This window comes from Rhodanobacteraceae bacterium (genome assembly GCA_024234055.1).
GTDB lineage: Bacteria > Pseudomonadota > Gammaproteobacteria > Xanthomonadales > SZUA-5 > JADKFD01.
The window spans coordinates 237,817-261,075 of record JACKOW010000001.1 but is presented as its reverse complement, the minus strand read 5'-3'; the positions used below and the strand labels follow the sequence as shown (position 1 = coordinate 261,075).

Sequence of the window (23,259 nt, the reverse complement as noted above, 5' to 3'; positions counted from 1 at the left end):
GCTCTGCCAGAGCGTCGGTGTACGAGGCTGTTGTAGTGCCGAGCTTGCTCGGCAGGGTCTGCGACTCTTCGGCCAAAGTCAGTAGCACAAGCAAAGCCAGAGCAGCGGAGCAAGCTCGAGCAAGCTCCGCTCTACCAGAGCTGCGGTGTACGAGGCTGTTGTAGTGCCGAGCTTGCTCGGCAGGGTGTGCAAGGCAACCCACAACCTAGTCAAACAAGCCCCGCTGCGCCTGCATCTGATCCGGATCGCAGAACCCGGACAAGCCTACGCCGACCAATCGATACAAGGTGCTATCCGGCAGCTCCACGCGTGCGCAAAGTGCGTGCGCGATCTCGACCAACTGCGCGGCGGAGGCCGGTGGCTGACTCGGTGTCAGGCTGCGGGTGAGATTTGCGAAAATCGGCGGTCTTCAACTTGAGCACCACGGTGCGCGCCACTCGCGGCTCGCGCAGCGCCGAAGCCCAGGTACGGGCGGCCAGCTCGGCGATCGGCGCCGCCAGCGCCGATCGGCAGATCCTTGGCAAAGGTGTCCTCGCTGGAAATCGATTGGGTCGGGCGCTCGCTCTCGACCGGGTGCTCGTCGATGCCACAGGACAACTCGTACAGACGCCGTCCCCAACGGCCGAAGCGCGCTTCCAGCGCCGGCCCGCCGAGTTCGCGCAAGGCGCCGACCGTCTCCACGCCGAGCGCTTGCAATCGGGCAGCCATGACCTTGCCCACGCCCGGCAGTCGCGCCGCCGGCAATGGGGTCAGAAACTCCAGCACCTGTTCCGGCCGGATCACGAAATAGCCGTCGGGCTTGCGCCAGTCCGAGGCGATCTTGGCCAGGAACTTGTTGGGCGCGATCCCCGCCGAAGCAGTCAGGTTCAACTCCTCGCGGATGCTGGCGCGAATGCTCTGCGCCACGGCGGTGGCGCTGGGCAGATCCTGCTTGTTGCTCGTGACATCCAGATAGGCCTCGTCCAGCGACAGCGGCTCGATCAGATCGGTATGTCGGGCAAAAATCTCGCGCACGGCACGCGATACCGCCTTGTAACGGGTGAAGTCCGGTGGCACGAACACCGCTTCGGGACACAGGCGCTCGGCGCGAATCGCCGGCATCGCCGAGCGCACGCCAAAGGTACGCGCCTCGTAGCTGGCCGCGCACACCACCGAGCGCTGTCCGCGCCAGGCCACCACCACCGGCCGGCCGCGCAAGCCAGGATCATCCCGCTGCTCCACCGAGGCGTAGAAGGCATCCATGTCGATGTGCACGATCTTTCTCACGGGGCGATTCTGCCGCGGATCGGCGCCCACCGGTTCGATTCGCCGATCGGGTCGAAAAGCGCAACGCGGAGAACGCTGAGAAAAAGCAGAATCGGTTGATCCTGGCTCTTCTCTGCGTTCTCTGCGGCTCTTTGCGTTCTCTGCGTTGGGCTCTAGGCCTCGCTACGCAGAGCGATCGCGGGCAGAGCCCGCTCCCACAGAGAGCAATGCCCAGGGCTTCACCCGAAGCCGGCGCAGTGGCTTTCCCCCTTTTCCTTTTTCCATTTCCCTTTTTCCCGCTGCTCGCAAACCTTAACGCCAGCCATGACGGCGGCCGCGTAGTCCTTCAAGATTCATTACGAATTCAGCCCGGTGACTCAGAATCGAGTCCACGTTCACCCTACACGGAAGCCCACCATGCGCCAGATTCGCTCCGCTGTGTTTGCGACGATCCTCGCCTTCAGTTCCGCGGCCTCGGCCTTCACGCCCGAGAACGGTACCTGGTGGAACCCGGCCGAGCCCGGCACCGGCTTTCTGATCGAGATCCAGGACAATTTCCTGTTTCTGGCCGGTTACATGTACGCGCCCGATGGTCGACCGATGTGGTACACCTCGCAGGGCACGATGAACGGCAATGCCCGTTTTGTCGGCGAGCTGACCAGTTTCTCCGGCGGCCAGTGCCTGGGCTGCGTCTGGCAACAGCCTGCCGTGCAGCTGGGTGCCGGCGGCCCGGTCGAGATCATCTTCGATACCGAAACCGACGCCCGCATCACCCTGGGTGGCCGCGTGGTGCCGATCCGGCGTTTCGACTACGCGCTGACCCGCACCCCGGGCGACGCCAAGAACGAACTGATGCTGGGCGAGTGGCAAGTCACGATCGACTTCTCGGCCAGCTCCACCGTCGGATTTCCCTTCTACGGCGATGTGCTGATCTACCAGACCGTCGACCGGGCGCCGAATCCGGACGTGTTCGATGGCTGCCGCGCCGACAATTCGCTGGTCGGACGCTGCACCCAGAACGCCATTGCCACCCACGATTCCTCCGGCTTCTATCAGGCCAGCACCGGTGATCACTATCTGATCGTCAACGACGATCCGAACAATTTCGCCTATTACGTGGTCAAGACCGGCACCTACCAGTTCGACGGCATCGTCAAGATCTGCCCGAAGAATCTGTCGAACGTGACCACCCAGTGCCTGCAGTCCAACAACTACCGGGCCTTTCCGGTGCGCGGTCATCGCACCGCCAGTCGCACCTTCGTGTTGACCGGCAGCGGCCCGAACGAGCCGGACAAGGCCGCTGCCAACAACGAGTGGTCTCTGGCCCGCATGGTGGGCGACACCCGCATCAGCGATGGCCTGGACAACACCGCGGTCAAGTCACGTTTCAACATCGACCTCAGCCAGGCGCCGGTGAAAGAGCTGGAATTCCTGGCCAATCGCGTCGCCCGCTGATCCAACAAGCTGACGAGCCCGCTTCCCTGTGGGAGCGGGCTCCGCCCGCGAACGCAGGCTCGGCGGGGACTCGCGGTCGCGGATGAATCCGCTCCCACAGGGTGAGGCCTCGGCTCCGTTCGAAGCGGGCGCCGCCCGCGAACGGGGATCCGGCCGGAACTCGCTGTCGCGGATGAATCCGCTCTCACCAAACATGCCGCAAGTACCTGAATCAAAATATTTTCCGCAAAGGACGCAAAGAACGCAAAGTAGAGCGATTCCAAGTTGTCAGCCGCTTGTGTCGTCAGAGATTGCCGCTCAGCCGACCAAGCTTTGAAATCTTCGCGTCCTTTGCGTCCTTTGCGGACAAAAAATGAACCCCGAGATCGCCGACAATTTGATGCGCGAATAGGCGCGCCGCCAGGGGCGACCGGGACTCTCACAGAAGCGCAGCCGCTATGCTGGGCTCATGCTGACCTCGACCCGAGCGCTGTGCTGACACTCGATACTTCCTTGCCGATCATGGTCGCCTTGCCGGCGCTGCAAGCGGCACTGGCTGCGCATACGCGAGTGGTACTGGAGGCGCCGCCCGGAGCCGGCAAGACCACCACGGTGCCGCTGGCGCTGCTGGACGCGCCCTGGCTGGCGGGGCGCAAGATCCTGATGCTGGAACCGCGCCGGATTGCCGCGCGCGCCGCAGCCACTTATCTGGCCCGGCAGTTGGGTGAGGAACCCGGCACCAGTGTGGGCTATCGCATCCGTTTCGAATCGCGCCCAGGTCGTCGGATCGAGGTGCTGACCGAGGGCATCCTCACGCGGTTGATCCAGGAAGACCCGATGCTGGAAGGCGTCGGCTGCCTGATCTTCGACGAGTTTCACGAGCGCCATCTGGCCACCGATCTTGGACTGGCACTGGCGCTGGATGCGCAAGCTGGCCTGCGCGAGGACCTGCGATTGCTGGTGATGTCGGCCACGCTCGACGGCGCTCGTCTGGCCGACTGGCTGCAGGCCGAGCGCGTGGAAAGCGCCGGGCGCAGCTATCCGGTAACCATCGAACATCTGCCTGGCAAGCGCGAGGAGCGCATCGCTGCGCACCTGGCGCGCGGCGTGGAACAGGCGCTGGAGCGCAGCGAGGGTGATGTGCTGGCCTTTCTGCCCGGGCGACGCGAGATCGACGACGCTGCCAAGATCCTGAGCGCGCGCTTGCCGGATTCGATCGACGTGGTGCTGCTGCATGGCGAACTGGCCATCGAAGCGCAGGCGGCGGCGATGACGGCAGCCGCGGCAGGTCGTCGGCGTGTGGTGCTGGCCACCAATGTCGCCGAATCCAGTCTGACCCTGCCGGGCGTGCGCGCGGTGGTCGATTCCGGCCTGGCGCGTGAGCCGCGCTTCGATCCCAACGCCGGCTTCACCCGGCTGGACACGGTCGCGATCTCCAGCGCCTCGGCCACCCAGCGCGCCGGTCGTGCCGGTCGACTGGGACCCGGCTACGCGCTGCGCCTGTGGTCTGCGGAGAAACGCCTGGAAGCCGAACGCCGCGCCGAGATCGTCGATGCCGATCTGGCCTCGCTGGCGCTGGAACTGGCCGCCTGGGGCGGCGCCGAACTGCGCTTTCTGGACCCGCCACCGCCCGGACATCTGGCCCAGGCGCGCGAGCTGCTGCAAAGCCTGGGCGCGCTCGACGAATCAGCTCGGATCACCGCCCATGGCCGTGAGCTGATGCGCATCGGCACCCATCCGCGGCTGGCGAATCTGGTGATCCATGGTCGTCGCAATCCGGCGGCGGGCTGGATACCGGAACTGTTGGCGCTGCTGGAGGCACGCGATCCACTGATCGGCGAGGAACGCTGGTCGGAGGACTGGCGTACGCGCCTGCAGGCGCTGCTGGCGCTGCGTGAACGCCGCCCGCTGGGCAGTGCCTCTCCCGGCGCCTTGCGGGCCATTGACTACGCGGCGCGCGAATGGCGCCGGCGGCTGCGCCTGCCAGAAGCGCCGGCGCGCAGCAGCACGCACGCGCTCGGGGATCTGCTGATCCACGCCTTTCCCGACCGCATCGCCCGCGTCGACAAGGCCGAGCGCTACCAGTTGGCCGGCGGGCGCGGTGCCGCGCTGCGCCCCGGCTCTGGATTGACCGGTGAGCCCTGGCTGGCGGTCAGTGATCTGATGGGCAGCGGTGCCGATGCCCGCATCGCCAAGGCGGCGCCCTTCGACGCTGACCTGCTGGAACGGCATTACCCTGAGCAGTTCCGCACGGTGCGCGAGTTCGGCTTCGATGCCGCCAGCCAGTCGGCGCAGCAACGGGTGGAGAAACGCTTCGGTGCCATCGTTCTGGAACGCCGCGTCGAAGCTGCGCGCGATCCGGAGGCGGTACGCGGCGCCCTGATCGCCGGCGTACGCGCACTGGGCGTGGCGGCGCTGAACTTCTCGGAACACCAGCAACGCCTGCGCGCCCGGGTGCAGTGCCTGCGTGCATGGCTGCCCGACGCCGGTCTGCCGGATTGGTCCGATGCCGCGCTGCTGGCCTCTCTGGAGCACTGGCTGGCACCGGCCCTGAACGGCATCACCCGACTGAGCCAGCTGGGTCCGGATCGTCTCGGTGGCGCGCTGCTGGATACGCTGGATTACGCCCAGCGCAGTCTGCTGGACCGGGAAGCACCTGACACACTGACCGTACCCAGCGGCATGAGCCGCAAGCTCGAATACCTCCCCGGCGAGCCGCCGGTGCTGGCCGTGAAATTGCAGGAACTGTTCGGCCTGGCCGACACCCCGCGCATCGCCGAGGGCCGCATCCCGGTCACTTTGCATCTGCTCTCGCCCGGCGGCCGGCCGATCCAGGTCACCCAGGACCTGAAGGGCTTCTGGGATCGGACCTATGCCGAGGTGCGCAAGGAACTCAAGGGCCGATACCCCAAACATCCCTGGCCGGACGATCCCTGGACCGCCCAGGCCACCCACCGGGCCAAGCCGCGCGGGCGCTGAGTGCGCCGGGCACGGGGCACGGGGCACGGGGCACGGGGCACGGGGCACGGGGCACGGGGCACGGGGCACGGGGCACGGGGCACGGGGCACGGGAAAGGCTACGAGCTTTGGGCTCTTGTGGGTCCAAACTTGTCTGGATGCTTTTGGCGACGGGCTGAAAGAGCGTCCAGACAAGTCTGGACCCACAAAAGCTGGCGTCATTGCGAGGAGCGCAGCGACGAAGCAATCCAGGGTAGCGCCGCACACTCCTGGATTGCTTCGCTACGCTCGCAATGACGCCGGGGGGTTCATGGCCCGTGGGCAGTGTCGGGCCGATACAGGTGGCTCTCCATGAACCCATATCGTAAGTTGTTGATTTGCTGTTGTAGGTCACGTTGCTCGCCTAGCGAGCTACGTGACGCAAATGGATGTCACGTAGTCCGCTGACGCGGACAACATGACCTACGACGGCGGGTTCATGGCCCGTGGGCAGTTTCAGGCCGAACCAGGTGGGGCGCAATGACGCCGGTTGCAGCTTGCCCGCGCAGCCCGAGGCCCTTCGTCCCCTGCCCCCGCCCCCTGCCCCGTTTCCCCTGCCCCGTTCGCTGCCCCGTGCCCGCCGCCCCTCACCCCGGCATAATCAATGGCTACCCACGCAGAGCTCTCCCTCACGAATGACCGCCGTCACTGTCGAATCGCCCAATGCCCCACCGCATGCTGAACTGGATCGCCTAGCCGCCATCGCCGAGGACGTGATTTCCCGCTGTCGGGGGCGCGGTGCCGATCAGGTCGAGGTCGGGGTCAGTGTCGATGCCGGGCTGGCGGTGAACGTGCGTCTGGGCGAGGTGGAAACGGTCGAGCACACGCGCGACCGCGGGCTGTCGCTGACGGTCTATGCCGGCCAGCGCAAGGGCTCGGCCAGCACCGCCGATCTGGACGAGCGCTCGATTGCCATCACCATCGAACAGGCCCTGGCCATCGCCCGCTACACTGAAGCCGACCCGGCTGCCGGACTGGCAGACGCCGACCGGCTGGCCACGGTATTTCCGGATCTGGACCTGTGGCATCCGCAGGGGCCGGATGCCGAAGCCGCGATCGAACTGGCGCTCCGCTGCGAGTCGGCAGCGCTGGAGTTCGACCCGCGCATCAACAACTCCGAGGGCGCCAGTGTCAGCGCCGGTCGCAGCTACGGGGTCTATGCCAACAGCCATGGCTTTGTCGGCCGCGACTACGGCACCCGCTATTCGCTGTCGTGCTCGGTGCTGGGCGGCAGCGATGACGCCATGCAGCGCGATCACCATTACGACAGCGCCCGCGCCTTTGCCGATCTGGCTGGCGCCGAGGCCATCGGTCGCGAAACCGCGCGGCGCACGCTGCAGCGCCTGGGCGCCCGTGCCTTGAGCACGCGCAAGGCCCCGGTGATCCTGTCGGCCGAGGTGGCGCGCGGTTTCTTCGCCCACCTGTGCTCGGCAGTGTCTGGCGGCTCGCTCTATCGCAAGGCCAGTTTCCTGGTCGACGCCCAGGGCCAGCAGATCTTCCCCAGCTGGATGCAGATCACCGAGCAACCGCATCTCAAGCGCGGCCCCGGATCGGCGGATTTCGATGATGAGGGCGTGGCCACCCGCGCCAATCCGCTGATCGTCGATGGCGTGCTCGAACGTTACATCCTCGGTAGCTATTCGGCCCGCAAGCTCGGCCTCAGCAGCACCGGCAACGCCGGCGGCGTGCACAACCTCAGCATCACCCCCAGTGCCGGGGCGCTGTCCGAACTCTTTGCCGACATGGGCACCGGCTTGTATGTCACGGAATTGCTGGGCCAGGGCGTGAGCCTGCTCACCGGCGATTACTCGCGCGGCGCCGCCGGCTATTGGGTGGAGAATGGACGGATCGCCTATCCGGTGCACGAGATCACCATTGCCGGCAATCTGCGCGAGATGTTTGCCAGCGTCATCGCCGTAGGCAACGAGATCGACACCCGCGGCAATGTGCGCAGCGGCCCGGTGCAGCTGGCCGAGATGACCATCGCCGGTGAGAGCAACAACGATGACGAATGAGCTGCCACTGGGAGGGCGAATGAGCAACCACTGCCGATTGGCCATCCACGGGGGCGCCGGGGTCATCGACCGGGCCACGCTGACGCCGGCGCGTGAGACCGAATTCCGCCTTGCGCTGGCGCGCATCGCCGGCGCTGCCTGGGCCAGCCTGCAGGCCGGCGCCAGCGCGCTCGACGTGGTCGAGCAGGCGGTGCGCGATCTTGAAGATTTCCCGCTGTTCAATGCCGGCCACGGCGCGGTGCTGAACGCCGATGGCGTGGCCGAGATGGACGCCTCGATCATGGACGGGCGCAGCCGCGCCGCCGGCGCGGTGGCCGGGGTCAGGACCCCGAAGCATCCGGTCACGCTGGCTCGCGCCGTGATGGAACGCAGCGAGCACGTATTGCTGGTCGGCGAGGGTGCCGACCGCTTTGCCGGCGAATGCGGGATCGAACAGGCAGACAGCGCCTACTTCATCACCCCCGAACGGGCCGAGCAGCAGAAGCTGGCAGCACTGAGCGGACGGGTGACCCTGGATCACGACCCGCTCTACAGCGGCCCGAGTCCGCCCGACAAGACTGGCACCGTGGGCGCCGTGGCGCGCGATGCCCAGGGTCACCTGGCAGCCGCCACCTCCACCGGCGGCATGACCAACAAGCACCCCGGCCGCGCCGGCGACACCCCGGTCATCGGCGCCGGCACCTGGGCCGAGGACCAAGGTTGCGCGGTCTCGGCCACCGGCCACGGTGAATTCTTCATCCGCTCCAGCCTGGCCTTCGACGTGCACGCGCGCATGGTCTACGGCGGCGCCGATCTGGCCTCAGCCTGCGCTGGCGCCCTGGGCCGCGTGGCCGAACTCGGCGGCACCGGCGGGCTGATTGCCATTGGTCGCGATGGCCAGATCGCTCTGCCCTACAACTCCGAAGGCATGTACCGGGCCTGGGTGGGTGCCGATGGGCAGCTGCAGGTGGCGATCTACGCCGGCTGACGGGTCTTCGCCATCTGTGGGAGCGGCTTCAGCCGCGACAGCGTGCCGGGTAGTGGGTTTTGGCCGTCTGTGGGAGCGGCTTCAGCCGCGACGGGCAGTCAAGCACAGCCTCTGTGGGCATGGCGACTGCCGCAACAGCTTTCGCGGCTGAAGCCGCTCCCACAGCAGAACGCTGGCCTCAGCTCGCCGCCGCTGCCGGCGGCGGGCTGGCCGGCTTCTCGACCTTGGTCTCGGTCTTGGTCTCGGCTTTCGTCTCGGGCTTGCTCTCGGACTTCGCCGACTCCGAGCTGCTGCCCTCGGCCTTGGCTTCGCCGCCGCCGGAGCTGCCCTCGACCAGATTGCGCTTCTTGTCGTTCTCGCCCTTGAAATCGGTTTCGTACCAACCGCCGCCTTTCAACCGGAAGGCCGCCGCGGTCAACGCCCGCTTGATCTCAGCCGGGCCGCACACAGGGCAATCGGTGGGATCGGGATCGGACATCTTCTGCAGACGGTCAAAACGCTTTCCGCAGCTCAGGCATTCGAATTCGTAGATGGGCATGGCTCAACCAGATCAGTGACGCATGGGCAGCGGATATGGGGGCAGGCGCGGTCGATTCAAGCAGCGGAGCGTAGGGCGGATCTCGCCCAAGACTCGGCCGGGGCACTGCCTGGCCGCGTGAAGGCGGAATCCGCCGATCGGCGAGGCACGCGGATTTCGGCTGATTGCGGACAGGAGCCTTGACGCAGAGAACGCTGAGGAGCGCAGAGAACGCTGAGGAAAGCTCCTTCGAGACCTTTGTGCCTTTCTCCGTGTTCTCTGCGCTCCTCTGCGTACTCTGCGCTGCGCTTCTGCCCAAAGCTCGCCGCAGTTACCGGTCGTCGCGGCCAGGCGTGGCAAACGCTCGCCTCAAGGCTTGACCAGATCGCCATAACTGTCGGGTCGGCGGTCGCGGTAGAAGGCCCAGATGTTGCGCACTTCGCGGATCTGCTCCAGATCCAGGTCGGCGACGATCAACTCGCTCTGGTCGCGGCTGCCCACCGCCAGCATCTGCCCGCGGGGATCGCAGAAATAGCTCTGGCCGTAGAACTCGCCGATGTTCCACGGGGCTTCGATGCCTACCCGGTTGATGGCGCCGATGAAATAGGCGTTGGCCACCGCATGCGCGGGCTGTTCCAGTTTCCACAGGTACTCGGACAATCCGGCCACGGTGGCGGAGGGATTGAACACGATCTCGGCACCGTTCAATCCCAGCGCGCGGGCGCCCTCGGGGAAATGGCGGTCGTAGCAGATGTAGACGCCGACCCTGGCGTAGGCGGTGTCGAATACCGGATAGCCGAGGTTGCCGGGGCGGAAATAGAACTTCTCCCAGAAGCCGGGCGCGCAGTGCGGAATATGGTTCTTGCGGTACTTGCCCAGATAACGCCCATCGGCATCGATGACTGCAGCGGTGTTGTAGTAGATGCCCGGGCCATCCTCCTCGTAGATCGGCACCACGATCACCATCTGATGCTGTCGCGCCTTCTCCTGCATCAGCTGCACCGTGGGACCATCGGGAATGCGCTCGGCCGAGGCATACCAGCGCGGGTGCTGCTCGGCGCAGAAATAGGGCCCGGTGAAGATCTCCTGCATGCACAGGATCTGCACCCCGGCCGCACCGGCCTGGTCAACAAATTCCAGCGTGCGGGCGATGTTGGCCTCGCGAATCTGCGCCAGCGAGTCCTCGGCAGAGCCGGCGAGCGAGGTCTGGATCAATCCACATTTGACGAAGCGCGGCATGGCTGGTCTCCCGGGTTGATGGGTGTCCATTGTCGCAAAGGACTTGCAATTGTGGGTCCAGATTCATCGGGACGCCTTTCGCATGACCCAAGTGCATAAGTGTTCAGACAGGTCTGGACCTACAGGTCGCGTCCAGGCTCCCGAATCAAGAGCGTCCAGACAAGTCTGGACCCACAAAGGCGAGCACCCTCGGCCTGGCGCGGATTGTCAGGCCAGCCGCTCCCACAACCCCTCGAACTGCGCGCCGAACAGTCGCAGTTGCTTGGGGTCGTTGGTGACCACCAGATTCTCGTCATTGGCGCGGCTGGCGCTGCGAGTCCAGTTGAAACTGCCGTTGAGCAACCAGCGGCCATCGAAGAGCGCGAACTTGTGGTGCATGTGGGCATCGCTGTCATCCAGCACCACCTCGATGCCGCTCTCGACCATGCGGTCAATATCGCTGCCGGCATCATGGCGCTTGTGGTTGTCGCTGATCACGCGCACGGCCACGCCACGCTGATGGGCCGCGATGATGGCGGCGCTGATGTCATTGTCGGCGATGGTGAACACGCAGACATCGACCTGTTTGCGACAGGACTGGAAATGCCGGATCACGGCATCGCGACAGTCATCGCCGGGGCTGAACCAGACCCGGGTATCGACCGCCACCTGGGCCGCCGCCTGATCCACCACCTTGACCACTTCGCCCAGCCATTTGATCAACTCCGGCATCAGCACCGCCTGGGCAGGATCGCGACTGCGCTGCAGCACCAGATCGAAACTGTGGTTGCGCAGTTGCCGCAGTTGTTCGATGCGCAGCGGCCGCTCGTGCAGCGCCGCGGCCAGTGCGCGCTTCTCGGCCGAGCTCAGCACCGCATCGGCGATGCTCCGTTCCAGTTGGTCGAGCAGCGTTTGCATGGCGACTCCGACAGGACTTCGGGTGCCTGAGTGTAGCGGCTGGAGCGGGGCGCGGGGCACGGGGCACGGGAGAGGCTACGGGCTTTGGCGCTGTTGTGGAGGGACGCGCGCCTGCGCGGCCGCTGTTGATCTTCACGCGCCGGAAAGCGGCGCCGCGGCGCGGCGCCCTCCACAGCAACAGCAGGCGCATCCGAGCAAGCTCGGACCCGCGACGGCGGGTCGTCCCGAGTCCCGTGCCCCGTGCCCGGCCTCGCTCTACCGTGCCCTCGTGCCCTCCCGCCCTCGTGCCCTCGTTCAACCCCATCAATACTGCAGCGGATGCACCACCACCTCGGACAGCGGTTCGATCGCGACCGGGCCGCGGCGCCAGTGGGCGCTGCTGGCGCCGGCGTGGTAGACGTCGGTGGTGGCGCTGCCGAGGCGGGCGCCGTCGAAACTGAAATCGATGAATCCGGCAGCGCTGCTGGTGGGGGCGATGGCGGTGCAGTCGGGGCAGAAGCCCTGGTAGCTGGCCATGGTCATGCGCTCGCTGGCGGCGTTGCTGCCTTGTCCCAATACCCAGCGCGGCTGCTGGCTGCCGTCGTAGAAGTAGATGATGCCGACGCGCGCGTCGCCGCCGGTGTACAGGCTGAAGCCCCAACCGGGCTCGGCGGCGTGGTACCAGGTGCCGTTGCGGTTCGGATTGGATGGCGTGTAGCTGGCCAGCTGCGCCTGCATGGGCTCGGTGCCACTGCGAGTCCCCAGCGTCCAGCCGAAACTGACGTTGCCGGCATCGGCAAACTCCAGTCGCATCTGGCCGACGCTGCTGCCCACCGCGGCGCTGCCATTCCAGGTGTAGCGCTTGAGCTCGGCCACCCAGGGATTGGCGCGCGGGGCCACCGCCTGGTACCAGGTCGGCGTGCCGTCGTCGTTGTAGGTGTACCAGGTCACGAACTGGGTGTTGCCGGCGAACTGCAGGTCCATGCCGTGACCGCTGCGCGCCGGGTTGTACCAGAGCCCGGCCATGGGCTTGAGCGTGGTCGATGTGGCATCGGCTGGATTGGAACCCTGCTTGACCTCGACGGCATCGGCAATGCCATCGCCATCGCGATCCACGCCGAGGCGAAGACCGAGACCCCGTGGCACCACGGTCAGCGTCAGCGGCGCGCTGCTGCTGGCACTGGCCTGCAGACTGGCTGGCGTCAGTGCGGCGCTGCCATCGTTGCTGAGGAAGGTGTCGCTGGCGACATCAAAGGCGTAACCGGTCGCGCCGCTGTGCGCGACCAGATCGACCTTGCCGCTGCGCGCCAGATTCAGCAATTGCTCGGCACGGGTTGACGGGGCGGTGGAGTCGAGCGTCAGCTGCTGCCCGACCGCGGCATGGGTGTCCTTGGACTGCGGTGCCGGCGCGCCGAGGATGGGATTGACGTTGCCGAAGTCGGAGCCGGAGAAAGCCAGTGTCAGCGCCACCAGATCGGCGATGTCCTGATCGTTCTGCACGCTGAAGACGCGCGCCGACAGAAACTTGGACAGCGAATCGACCGAGCCGTCGTGCAGGAAACCAAAACCCGCGGTGTTGTCGAGCTGGGTCATCTCGAAGCCGGTCTTCTCGTACTGATTGCGCAGCTGCGGCACCTTCATCGACACATTGGTCGAGCCATCGGTGCTGACGATGCCGAGGTGGTTCTCGCCCATCGGCCCGATCGGCATGATGCTGCCGCCGACGGGCACGGCGAGCACGCCGAGGAACAGCGGCCCGTTGACCGCCATGCCGGTCGGCAGCGTGTGGCAGCTGGCGCACTGCAGCGCGCCGTCGAGCAGCCCGGTGGTGTACAGCTGTAGCCCGCGGGTGGCGCTGCCGCTGCCCAGCGGTATGCCGGCCATCTGGAAACGTCCGCTGGTGTAGTGCCCCGGCAGCGGCATCGAGGATGGCAGGGTGTTGTCGAGATTGCGGTGCGGGTTGGGCGGGAAGGTGATGGTCGCGAGGAAATCCTCGAAAGCCTGCATTTCGGCCCCAGTCAGCTGGGCATCATCGCCAAGCAGGCCCTCGAAAGCCGGATTGAAGGCTTCGATGCCGGCGCGGTCGCCGCGCCAGTGCAGCGGCTCATGGCCGATGATGTCCTGCAGCGTCTGCGTGGTCATCGGGCCTTTCATGGCGTGATAGTTCTCGCACGCCGGCGAGCCGACCACAGTAATGCAGTTCTGATCGAAGACTTGCGGCGGCTGCGAGGGATCGCCCAGATCCCAGGCCAGCCGGTCCATACGACCATCGACATGGCACGATCCACAGGAGACCTGGCCCAGGCCCGAGGTGCGATGGGTGTCGTAGAGCAGCGGCCGACCGGCGCGGATGGCCGTGGGCAGCGGATTGAACACCGGTGTGCGCGAGATTTCCTGGCCCGCAGCGCTGTCGACCAGCGACAGCGAGGCCTCGAAGTGATTCCAGACGTAGAGGCGGTTGCGGGCATTGTCGAGGGCCAGTCCGACCGGGCCCTCGCCGACGGCGATGGGATTGCCAACGCGCGCACCGCTGGCATCGATGGCAATGACATTGTTCGATCCCAGACCGGCCACCCAGCCGCGCTGACCGTCGGCGCGCCAGACGATCGCACGGGGATCGCCGATGCTGCGATTGCGCTCACTCTGCGGCACCGTGCTCGACACATAGCTCAGATGCGAATTCAGATCGCGCACCGACTTGCTGCCGCCCGGCGCCAGGCTGGCGCGGGCCAGCTCCACATGCACGAAGCGGCCATTCACCTTGGGCTCGAAACGCACCTCGTTGAAGGCTTCGGTGCCGACCAGCGTGGCTTCGCCGCTGGCTGGATTGATCGCCAGCGCCATGCCGATGTTCATCAGTCCGGTGACGTAGCGCACGCCGAGGGTATCGACGTCGATGATCGCCAGATCGCGATCGGCCAGATCCCAGCCGGCACGGCGACCGGATACGGTAGACAGCGAACCGGACACGAACTCGGTCCAGTCGCCGTTGTTGTCATCGCGCCAGCGCCCCTGCTCGTTGCGGCGCACGATCAGCCCGACCTTGGGTGGCGGCGCAGCCGGGTTGATCGGCGGGTCAAAACTGGTGCCGACATTGGGCGGCGGATTCTGGCCGCCGTAGGGTCCGCGCGGATCGCTGACCACATTGGGCAGCGCGACCAACCGGTCCAGCAAGCCACCGGAGAGGATGGTGGTGGCATTGCCCGACTCGAAAATGGCGGCCACCACGCTGCGACCGTCAGCGCTGACCGCCAGCGCGCGCGGATCCTCGGCTGCGATCGGCACCACCGTCGGCGCCAGCGCCAGGTTGTCGGTGTTGTAGACCAGCACCTGATTGGCCTGCGAGCAGCTGACAAAAGCCTTGTTACCGGCGAAGACCACATCGAAGGGCTCGTCGGCGGTGGCCAGCGTGGCCCGCACCTTGCGCGTGGCCAGATCGATCACGCTGACCGAATCGGAGATGTGATTGACCACCCACAACTCGCCGGCATTGCGGAAGCGCACCGACACCGGATCGACACCGACGACGACATGGCCCACGGACACCGGCACGGCTTGGGAGACGTCGAAGAACTGCACCCGCTGATCAGCGGTGTGGGCTACCGCCAGCAGGGTCCGGTCCGGGCTCAGGTCGAGCGCATGAATGGGATGGTTCTCCCAATTCACGAAGGGCAAGTCGTTGGCGCTCAGCGATCCACTGAACAAGAAACAAGCCACAACAGCAAAACGGCGCTTCATGGATCACTGATCTCCCGGAATCTCGGCACAGCATAAGCCCGAGCTCTGGAGAACGTGTGAGCAAATGTTAGGTTGACGGGCAGGTCTGATCGAGACTGGCCTTGAGCGCCTCGATCTCCTCGGCGCTCGATGGTTGTGGCTGATTGCCGCCGCCACCATCGAACAGCACCTGCCATTCGCCCTTGGCATTGCGCACCCAGGTCGAGATGAACTGCCCGGTCATGTACTTCGGCGGTCCGTCGGCCTGTGGCAACTCCATCCAGTAAGGGCCGCGCGACAGTGCCACGGCGGGATCGCCGGCAATCACGACCACGGACGGGTGCCAGCCCAGGATGATCTGCTGGCCTTCGACGATGGCACTCCAGGATTCGGCCACCGCATCGGCGCCGCGGGTGGCGTTGCCTCGGCCGTCGATGAAGACCGCATCCGGATGCAGATGAGCACGAAAGGCCTGGGCGTCGTGGGCGGCGACACTGGCCGCGAAACTGGCCTCACGGGCCCAGACGGCGCATTCCAACGCGGTCATGGCGGGCGCCTGGGCCGACGGCGGAGCGTCGGCAGCGGCGGTAGCACTGCTCGCCAGCGCCAGAATCAGGCTGATGCAGAGATGCGGGTTCATGGCAGATGGCTTCCTTGCAAAGAACGTAGACCATCATCGCGGGCAATGAGCGTGGACGCGTGTGCTGGAAGTGCGGCATGGCCACAACCCACCGTAGGAGCGACCTTGTGTCGCGACGCTATGGTCACGTGCTCGGCAATCCCGGAGCTGCCGGTCGCGACACAAGGTCGCTCCTACCTTGGCGACTCTGAGCCTGTCGGTCGCGACGCGAGGTCGCTCCTACCTGGGCAGCCCTGAGCCTGCCGGTCGCGACGCGAGGTCGCTCCTACCTGGGGACCACCCTTCTGCCCCGCACCTGCCGCTGGATCAGCACCCGCCTCTTGCGGCACCATGGCCCGGCCTCGGGCAATTCCTGCCCTACGGAGAAAACGGCATGAAGCGCGTGACCGGTATCGGCGGCATCTTCATCAAGGCTCGCGACCCTGAAGTGATGAAACAGTGGTATCGACGCCATCTGGGCATCGATGTGCAGGACTGGGGCGGCACCTCCTTCGCCTGGAACGATCCGGCGCGCCCGGAGCCCGATGGCGGGACCACGGTGTGGAGCATCTTTGCGGCCGACAGCGGCTACTTCGCGCCGAGCACGGCGCCGTTCATGGTCAATTACCGGGTGGCCGATCTGCACGCCCTGCTGGCAGCGCTGCGCGCCGAGGGTTGCCAGGTGGACAACAAGGTGGATGAGTCCGAGTACGGCAAGTTCGGCTGGGTCATGGACCCGGAAGGCAATCGCGTGGAGCTGTGGCAGCCGCCGGCCAACAGCCCGGCAGCTTGATCACGACCGCGAGCGCTGAAGGTGCATGCCTGCCGTTGATGACAGCTCCATGCCCACGCCGATCCCGATGAACATTCGCGTCGTGCTCTGCGATACCCAGGAGCCCGGCAACATCGGTGCGGCCGCGCGGGCCATGAAGACCATGGGCCTGACCGAACTGCACCTGGTGCGTCCGCGCGAATTCCCACACGGCGATGCCTGGCGCCTGGCCGTCTCCGCGGGTGATCTGCTGGAGGCTGCCCGCGTGCATTCAGCGCTGGGTGCGGTGACCGCTGATTGCCACACGGTCTTCGGGATCAGCGCGCGCCAACGGCGGGTACCGCTGCCGGTGCTCAGTCCGCGACAGCTTGGACCGCAGGCTCTGGCCCGCGCTGGCGCAGGGCCAGTGGCGCTGGTCTTCGGCGGCGAGGAGGCGGGCCTCGACAACGCCGACATGGCGCTCTGTGACACCCTGGTAAGAATTCCCAGCCATCCGGACTGTCGCTCCCTGAATCTGGCCGCGGCGGTGCAGCTGATCTGCTATGAAATGCGAATGGCGGTCCTTGATGCGGGGCCAGGCACGGGCGTGCGCGCCGGCGCTCCGCGGGAGGCCTTCGCACACTGGCTGGCTGCACTGGACAGCGCCCTCGCAGACAGCGGCTACTACGGCAACAAGAACCGCGATCTGGCGCTCGAAGCCCTGCGCCGAAGTCTGCAACGCGCGGCCTTCGATCGTGCCGAGTTGCAGATGCTGCACGGGGTGTTGCGGAGCCTGCGCGCGGCGCCACCGGCGGCCGATCCAAACTGAACGATGCATTCAAGGCTGGAACTTTGTGGCTCGTGGCGACCCGCGGCGGCTTGCACGCCTGGGCAAGGGCGTAACATGGGGGATGCGAGACTTCGCTGGGTGACGGTAGTCAGGGCTTCCCACACGCCTGAGCCGGACCTATCCATGGCTGCACGGGGGTGCCATGCCGAGTGACCATTTGCAGCGTCAAGCGCAGCTTGACAGCCTGCGCCTGCGCTATGTCGGCAAGTTGCCGCAGCGCGTCGCCCGGTTGCGCGAGGGCTGGCTCGAATGCGTTCAGCGTGCCCAACCGCAGGATCAGCTGTGCTCATTGAGGTTCATGGCCCACGGGCTGGCCGGATCTGCCAGCACCTTCGGCTACGTAGCGCTGGGTGCCTGCGCACTTCAGCTTGAGATCAAGCTGCAGAAGGCGCTGGATCAAGGCACACTGGATGATCCCCACCGTAGCGCCGTCGCCGCCCTCGTCGACGAGGTCGTGAAGCTTGGTCTTTCTCCGCCAGACGGCGCACCGGCGAAGTCGCTGCCCGCGGCGGTGGAGGCTGAATCGTCGGATCCGAACCGGGTTTTCGTCATTGGCGACAACCACCTGTCAGCGCAGGAGATGGCGCTTCGCCTGGGTGATTTCGGCTATTTCGCAAAGGTAGTTGGTGATTGGAGCGCGGCCCGGACGGCCATGTCGTCGCGAAAGCCGCTGGCCATCCTGCTCGATACGGATCGGTGCAAGAAGAGCGTGGCCGAAGACCCCCTGCAACTGGCCCGGCACCTGGACGCGGATAGCCTGGATGTCCCGATCATCATGCTGTCGGAGTACGAAGGTTGGCGCGAACGTCTCTGCGCGCTGCGAGCGGGGGCGGCGGCCTATTTCGGCAAGCCGATAGACTATCCCGCGCTGGTGGAAACCCTGGATCGCATGACCGGGCGCTCCAGGGCGGCGCCATTCCGGATTCTGGTGCTGGAGGATGTCGAGGAACTGGCGCAGCACCATGCCGAGGTGCTCCGCAGTGCCGGCATGGAGGTGAGGGCCTTCACCGACCCCTTCGAGGCGCTCGATCAACTGGCCGAGTTCAAACCCGATCTGTTGTTGATGGATCTGTACATGCCCGAGTGCTCGGGCACGGAGCTCTCGGCGCTGATCCGGCAGAAGCCCAATTACGACAGCCTGCCAATCATCTTTCTGTCGGTTGAGAATCGTCTCGATGATCATCTGCAGGCGCTGCGCGTTGGCGGCGACGAGTTTCTGCTGAAACCGATCCGGGCCGATCACCTGATCGCCGCCGTATCCAATCGCGCCGCCCGCTTTCGCACCCTCAGCGAGCTGATGCGCACCGACGGGCTCACCGGCCTGCTGACGCAGATCACCACCCGGCTGCAACTCGAAGAGTTGCTGCCGCTGGCCTTGAGGCGGAATTCGCCCCTGTGCTTTGCCATGCTCGACCTCGACAACTTCAAGCAGGTCAATGATCAATATGGGCACCCTGCCGGCGACCGCGTGCTGCGCATGCTGGCGCGGCAACTGCGCCAGAGCCTGCGCCGCACCGACATCATCGGTCGCTATGGCGGCGAGGAATTTGCGGTGATCCTGCCGGATACCCCGCTGAAGGAAGCGGCTCGAATCATCGATGAATTGCGCGAGCGCTTCGCCGGCCTGGCGCAGCAGCACGGCGCTCACTCTTTTCGAGTCACATTCAGTGGCGGCGTGGCTTGCTCGGAACAGCGGGCGCAGATGGACGAACTGATCGGTGCAGCCGATCACGCCCTGTATCAGGCCAAGCGCGCCGGTCGCAACCAGATCTGCACCTTCGTGCCGCCACTACAGCCTGGCGAACACACCGACGCCGGTGAACCTCAGCGCGATCAGACCGACACCGGCGCTGCACCGGCATCAGGCTGAGCTGCGGCAGCGCGCCCTGTGTCCACCCGGCTATCTGCAGGCGGGTCTGCGGGAACGCTCTGGAATGCGCTGGTCTGCTCCAGCCCGCAGGCAAGACCGCTCCTCGATCGGCGGGTCAGCCCGAACGCAGGCGCGCCAGCAGCCCCGCCGCGGCCCGGTCCAGCAAGTCGTAGACCTCGGCAAATCCCGCCATGGGCCCATAGTAGGGATCGGGCACCTGGTCTGGCGTGTCGATGCCGCACCACGGCAGCTGCAGTGCCACCTGCGCCGTCGCCGTGGCGGGCTTGAGTCGACCAAGCTCTCGCAGGTGGCCGCGGTCGGCGACCAGGATCAGATCAAACTGATGAAAATCAGCCACGCAGATCTGACGTGCGCGCAGGGCATCAATGGGTGTACCGCGTTCGCGCGCCACCTGGCGCGAGCGCGCGTCGGGGGCCTGACCGATGTGGTAATCCTCGGTGCCGGCGGAATCGAAGTGCAGATCCAGGCTGAGGGCCTGGGCGCGAGCCCGGGCAATACCCTCGGCGGTGGGACTGCGGCAGATATTGCCGCTGCAGACAAACAGGATGTTATTCATCTTTCTAGTCTACGCAAGCCGGCATGTCGACGGCAGTGGACGCGATCGAGGACGCGGCCTAATCTGGCGCCGCTTCGATGCAAGCGTATGCAATTGATGGATCCTGGCCAGAGTCCCGGTCGCCCCTGGCGGTGCGCTTATTCGCGCATCAAACCGGCGGCGATCTCGGAGGGGGGGCATTTTTTTCCGCAAAGGACGCAAAGGACGCGAAAGTTTCAAAGGTTGGTCGGCTGAGCGGCGATCTCTGGCGACACAACCGGCTGACAACTTGGAATCGCTCTACTTTGCGTCCTTTGCGTCCTTTGCGGAAAATGTTTTTATTCAGGTGCTTGCGGCATGTTTGGTGAGAGTGCAGAGGGAATGGCCGATGGCGCCTCTGGCGCCATTCAGCGTTTTGTCGAAGGCGACACGCTGTACGCGGCCATGCTCGACGACATCCGCCGCGCGTCCGGCCAGGTGCGCATGGAAACCTACATCTACGCGGCCGACGAGATCGGACAGGCCTTCGCCGAGGCACTGATCGAGCGTGCCCGGGTCGGTTGCAAGGTGCATCTGCGCATCGATGCCATCGGCTCCTTCGACACCATGAGTGCCGAGCTTGCGGCGCAGCTGCAGGTGGGCGGCGTACAGCTGGAATGGTGCCGACGCTGGAACTGGCGGCGTCCTTTCGAGTTTCATCGCCGCAACCACCGCAAGCTGCTGGTGGTGGATCAGCACTGCTGCTACCTCGGCGGATTCAATCTGCATCGGCAGGCTTCGCAGCAGCACTTTGGATCCGCACGCTGGCGCGACACCCATGTGCGGTTGACCGGCTCCCTGGTGGCCCGGGCCATTGAAGCTTTCGACGAGTACGGCCGGGCGCCCCTACGCCGCCGTCCCTGGCGCCAGTTGCGAGGCGCCGAGGGCTATCTGGTGCCGAATCTGGGCCTGCGGCGACGCTTCCTGCTGAAGCGTCTGCTGACCCGATACTTTCGCGGCGCGCGCAGGCGCCTGTGGCTGGCGACGCCCTATTTCGTGCCGCCGGCCGCGATCCAGCGAGCCATGATCCATGCCGTGCGCCGCGGCGCTGACGTGCGCGTGCTGGTGCCCAGGCACAGCGATGTGCCGCTGGCGCAATGGGCCAGCCGCGCGGCCTATGCGCGGCTGCTGGCCAAAGGCGTGCGCATCTTCGAGTACCTGCCGCGCATGCTGCATGCCAAGACCGCAGTGATCGACGACGAGTGGAGCATGGTTGGCACCGCCAATCTGGATTACCGCAGCCTGCTCATCAATGACGAGTTGGTGCTGCTGTCGGATGCGCCCGCGCTGCATCTGCAACTCGAAGCCGACTATCTCGCAGATCTCGGCGAATCCGAGGAAATCCACGCGGGAGGCTGGTCGCATCGCTACGGCTGGACCTGGTTGTCCGGGCTTATCGGCTGGTTGGCAAGACGCTGGCTATAGGCGCGCGCTGAATCGATGGGGCCTCTGTGGGAGCGGGCTTCGCCCGCGATCGCTTCCGCAAACTCGTCCAAAGCTCGCGGGCGAAGCCCGCTCCCACGGGTGTGCTGCGCCCACCGAATCGGCGAGGAATAGCCTTTTTTGGAACTGCAGGTCGGCAACTGCCAGGCCAGAGTCGCAAACGTAGTTCTGGCCGGATAGTTCAGCGTTCAACCAGCGGCACGGCGGCTGGCTGACGCGGCAGACTGACCATCACCGCGGTTCCCTGCCCCGGCGCCGAACGCAACTCCAGGTCTCCGCCCAGTTTGGCCGCACGCGCGCGCAGGCTGTCCAGACCAAAGCCGCGCCCCGGGATGGCGTCGGGATCGAGGCCAACCCCGTCGTCAATGACGCTGAACTCGATGCGGTCGCCGAAGGCCCGAAGTCCCAGCGTCAGTTGCCGGGCCTTTGCATGTCGAATGACGTTGTGGATGGCTTCCTGCAGCAGGCGATAGATGTTCAACACCGCCTCCGGGCTCCAGGCCGGCAACTCCAGGTCCGGATCCACTGCCCAGCGCAGGCTGATTCCTGCCGCCTCCAACGTGGGTTGAATCCGGTGGCGCAGACGTCCGAGCGCGACCATGGGATCGTCATCGCCCTGTGCCAGGGAATCGAGCACCAGCCGCAAGTCCGCCAGGCCTTCGCGCAATCCGGCGACCACCTGGTCGCGTCCGATCTCCGGATTCCCGGCCAGGTGTACCAGTGAGGCCAACTGGCCACCGACACCGTCGTGCATGTCGCGCAACAGGCGTTGGCGTTCCTCGCCCAGCGCCCGCTCTCGATCCGCATCGCGCAGGCGCTCGTAAGATTCGCGCAGATCGGCTTCGCGCGCGCGCACCTCGATTTCGAGTTCAGCCGCGTGCGTCGCCATGCGTCGATGGTTCTCGATCAAGCGGCGGGACAGTTCCAGCCACAATGCCAGTGACACACCGAGGCCCCCGAGCGGCAGCAGGGCCATCTGCAAGGGCGGCCCCAAGGTGCCAAGCAGGGCATCGGCGATACCCATGATGCCGGGCATGGCGGCAAAGGCGAGCAACCAGGCTGCTGACCAGGAATGGGCACGCTTGAGGGTGATTCGCAGCACCAGGACCAGCATCAAGGGCACCAGCAGATAGCCACTGAACTTGAGCATGTAGTTCGGAAGTTGAAACTGCCAATAGGCATCCAGGGGCAACACATGCATGGCCAGCACCGACACCGAGGCGCAGGCCGCGAACAAGGCTGTCAGGGATCGGATCATCCATCCTGGCGGCGGCTGCAGGATGCCGATGATGAACAAGGGACTGAAGGACAGCACGCCGGAGACGCTGATGAAGGTCGCCGTCCAGCGCCACGGGGTGTCGGCGAGAAAACTCGGCGAGGCATGCAGGACGATCAGCAACACCCAGAACACGGCCGACACCAGGTACCAACCGAGCAAGCTCTCGCGTCGGCCACTGAGAAACAACACCAGCGCCACCAGCAGACTGCCGGACTGCAGCCAGCCGACACCGGCCACGGTCTGCTCGGTCAGGCGCGCGCGCCAGCGCTGCGGTGCTGCCAGGACGTCCATCGGAGCCAGATAGAATGGCGCCAGCCCACCGTAGCGCTGGCGCTCGGCCACGAGTTGCAGGATCAACTCGTTCTCGCCCATCTGCAATTCCGAGAGCGGTAATCGGACCAACCTGGAGTGAAAGCGGTAGACATCTGCCGGTGCCAGCATGCGTCCCTGCTGGTCGAGCAATCTGCCATTGAGATACACCGCCACGTTGGCATCAAAGAACGGCAGGTACAGGGCCCAGTCCTGATCCGGCAATCGGGCCATGTCGAAGCGATGGCGAAAGACCGTATACAAGGTATCGCAGCGCACCTTGCAGATTCGGAGCGGCAGTTCGAAGTGTTGCCAGGGGCCATCACGAGGGGGCGCATCCGTACCGGGGCTGGGCGTACTTGATGCGGCCGCATCAATGTCCCGGATGGCGGGAACATCTGGTATCGACGCGAGATACATGCCGCCGATCACGGCTCCGATGAGTCCAAACCACAGCAGGCAAACACCCAGCGCGCGCACCCATGCGCCAAGGGCAGACTGGGCACGTTGGCGGGTCTCAGGGGTCTGGGTCAATG

At 65.8% G+C, this 23,259-nt stretch carries 15 protein-coding genes and 1 pseudogene; 8 read left to right on the top strand and 8 right to left on the bottom strand.

The window, feature by feature from the left end; translation table 11 throughout:
• Positions 1–205 precede the first annotated feature (205 nt).
• A pseudogene (gene dinB / locus H7A19_01100) lies at positions 206–1,242 on the bottom strand (DNA polymerase IV).
• A 420-nt stretch (positions 1,243–1,662) separates the two neighbouring features.
• Between dinB and H7A19_01095 the strand changes: the two are divergent.
• The 4 genes from H7A19_01095 to H7A19_01080 all read left to right on the top strand — a co-directional run bounded on the left by H7A19_01095 (position 1,663) and on the right by H7A19_01080 (position 8,658).
• Entirely contained in the window at positions 1,663–2,700 is a 1,038-nt protein-coding gene (locus H7A19_01095) for a hypothetical protein (protein ID MCP5473426.1), read from the top strand.
• Positions 2,701–3,201: 501 nt separating this feature from the next.
• Positions 3,202–5,658, top strand: coding sequence for an ATP-dependent helicase HrpB (gene hrpB, locus H7A19_01090; protein MCP5473425.1), 2,457 nt, complete (start codon positions 3,202–3,204; stop codon positions 5,656–5,658).
• A 653-nt stretch (positions 5,659–6,311) separates the two neighbouring features.
• The gene (gene pmbA / locus H7A19_01085; protein ID MCP5473424.1) at positions 6,312–7,691 is read left to right on the top strand and encodes a metalloprotease PmbA; all 1,380 of its coding nucleotides are present in this window, start codon (positions 6,312–6,314) and stop codon (positions 7,689–7,691) included.
• Between the two features lie 19 nt (positions 7,692–7,710).
• Positions 7,711–8,658 (top strand): isoaspartyl peptidase/L-asparaginase, encoded by a 948-nt coding sequence (locus H7A19_01080; protein ID MCP5473423.1) that lies wholly within the window; start codon positions 7,711–7,713, stop codon positions 8,656–8,658.
• Between the two features lie 178 nt (positions 8,659–8,836).
• Here H7A19_01080 and H7A19_01075 read toward each other — a convergent pair whose 3' ends face one another.
• The 5 genes from H7A19_01075 to H7A19_01055 form a co-directional block, all read right to left on the bottom strand.
• Complete coding sequence (locus H7A19_01075) at positions 8,837–9,196, bottom strand: zinc ribbon domain-containing protein (GenBank protein MCP5473422.1); 360 nt, start codon at positions 9,194–9,196, stop codon at positions 8,837–8,839.
• Between the two features lie 348 nt (positions 9,197–9,544).
• The gene (locus tag H7A19_01070) at positions 9,545–10,414 is read right to left on the bottom strand and encodes an acyltransferase (GenBank protein ID MCP5473421.1); all 870 of its coding nucleotides are present in this window, start codon (positions 10,412–10,414) and stop codon (positions 9,545–9,547) included.
• A gap of 207 nt (positions 10,415–10,621) precedes the next feature.
• A complete protein-coding gene (locus H7A19_01065; protein ID MCP5473420.1) occupies positions 10,622–11,311 on the bottom strand; it encodes a nuclease in 690 nt (229 codons plus the stop codon).
• Positions 11,312–11,614: 303 nt separating this feature from the next.
• On the bottom strand, positions 11,615–15,028 hold the full coding sequence (locus H7A19_01060; GenBank protein ID MCP5473419.1) for a hypothetical protein: 3,414 nt from the start codon (positions 15,026–15,028) through the stop codon (positions 11,615–11,617).
• A gap of 67 nt (positions 15,029–15,095) precedes the next feature.
• The gene (locus H7A19_01055) at positions 15,096–15,647 is read right to left on the bottom strand and encodes a nuclear transport factor 2 family protein (GenBank protein ID MCP5473418.1); all 552 of its coding nucleotides are present in this window, start codon (positions 15,645–15,647) and stop codon (positions 15,096–15,098) included.
• Positions 15,648–16,020: 373 nt separating this feature from the next.
• Here H7A19_01055 and H7A19_01050 point away from each other — a divergent pair, with 373 nt between their 5' ends.
• The 3 genes from H7A19_01050 to H7A19_01040 all read left to right on the top strand — a co-directional run bounded on the left by H7A19_01050 (position 16,021) and on the right by H7A19_01040 (position 19,097).
• Complete coding sequence (locus tag H7A19_01050) at positions 16,021–16,419, top strand: VOC family protein (GenBank protein ID MCP5473417.1); 399 nt, start codon at positions 16,021–16,023, stop codon at positions 16,417–16,419.
• Positions 16,420–16,468: 49 nt separating this feature from the next.
• Positions 16,469–17,206, top strand: a complete 738-nt coding sequence (locus tag H7A19_01045) for an RNA methyltransferase (GenBank protein MCP5473416.1) — start codon at positions 16,469–16,471, stop codon at positions 17,204–17,206.
• A gap of 163 nt (positions 17,207–17,369) precedes the next feature.
• Positions 17,370–19,097 carry a diguanylate cyclase gene (locus H7A19_01040; GenBank protein MCP5473415.1) on the top strand — a complete coding sequence of 576 codons (1,728 nt, stop codon included), beginning with the start codon at positions 17,370–17,372 and terminating at the stop codon, positions 19,095–19,097.
• A gap of 115 nt (positions 19,098–19,212) precedes the next feature.
• Here H7A19_01040 and H7A19_01035 read toward each other — a convergent pair whose 3' ends face one another.
• Positions 19,213–19,674: a low molecular weight phosphotyrosine protein phosphatase gene (locus H7A19_01035; protein MCP5473414.1), complete on the bottom strand. Its 462-nt coding sequence runs from the start codon at positions 19,672–19,674 to the stop codon at positions 19,213–19,215.
• A gap of 336 nt (positions 19,675–20,010) precedes the next feature.
• Here H7A19_01035 and H7A19_01030 point away from each other — a divergent pair, with 336 nt between their 5' ends.
• Positions 20,011–21,117, top strand: a complete 1,107-nt coding sequence (locus tag H7A19_01030; GenBank protein ID MCP5473413.1) for a cardiolipin synthase B — start codon at positions 20,011–20,013, stop codon at positions 21,115–21,117.
• Between the two features lie 199 nt (positions 21,118–21,316).
• Here the strand turns inward: H7A19_01030 and H7A19_01025 are convergent, their stop codons facing one another.
• A complete protein-coding gene (locus H7A19_01025; GenBank protein ID MCP5473412.1) occupies positions 21,317–23,257 on the bottom strand; it encodes a sensor histidine kinase in 1,941 nt (646 codons plus the stop codon).
• Between the last annotated feature and the right edge of the window lie 2 nt (positions 23,258–23,259).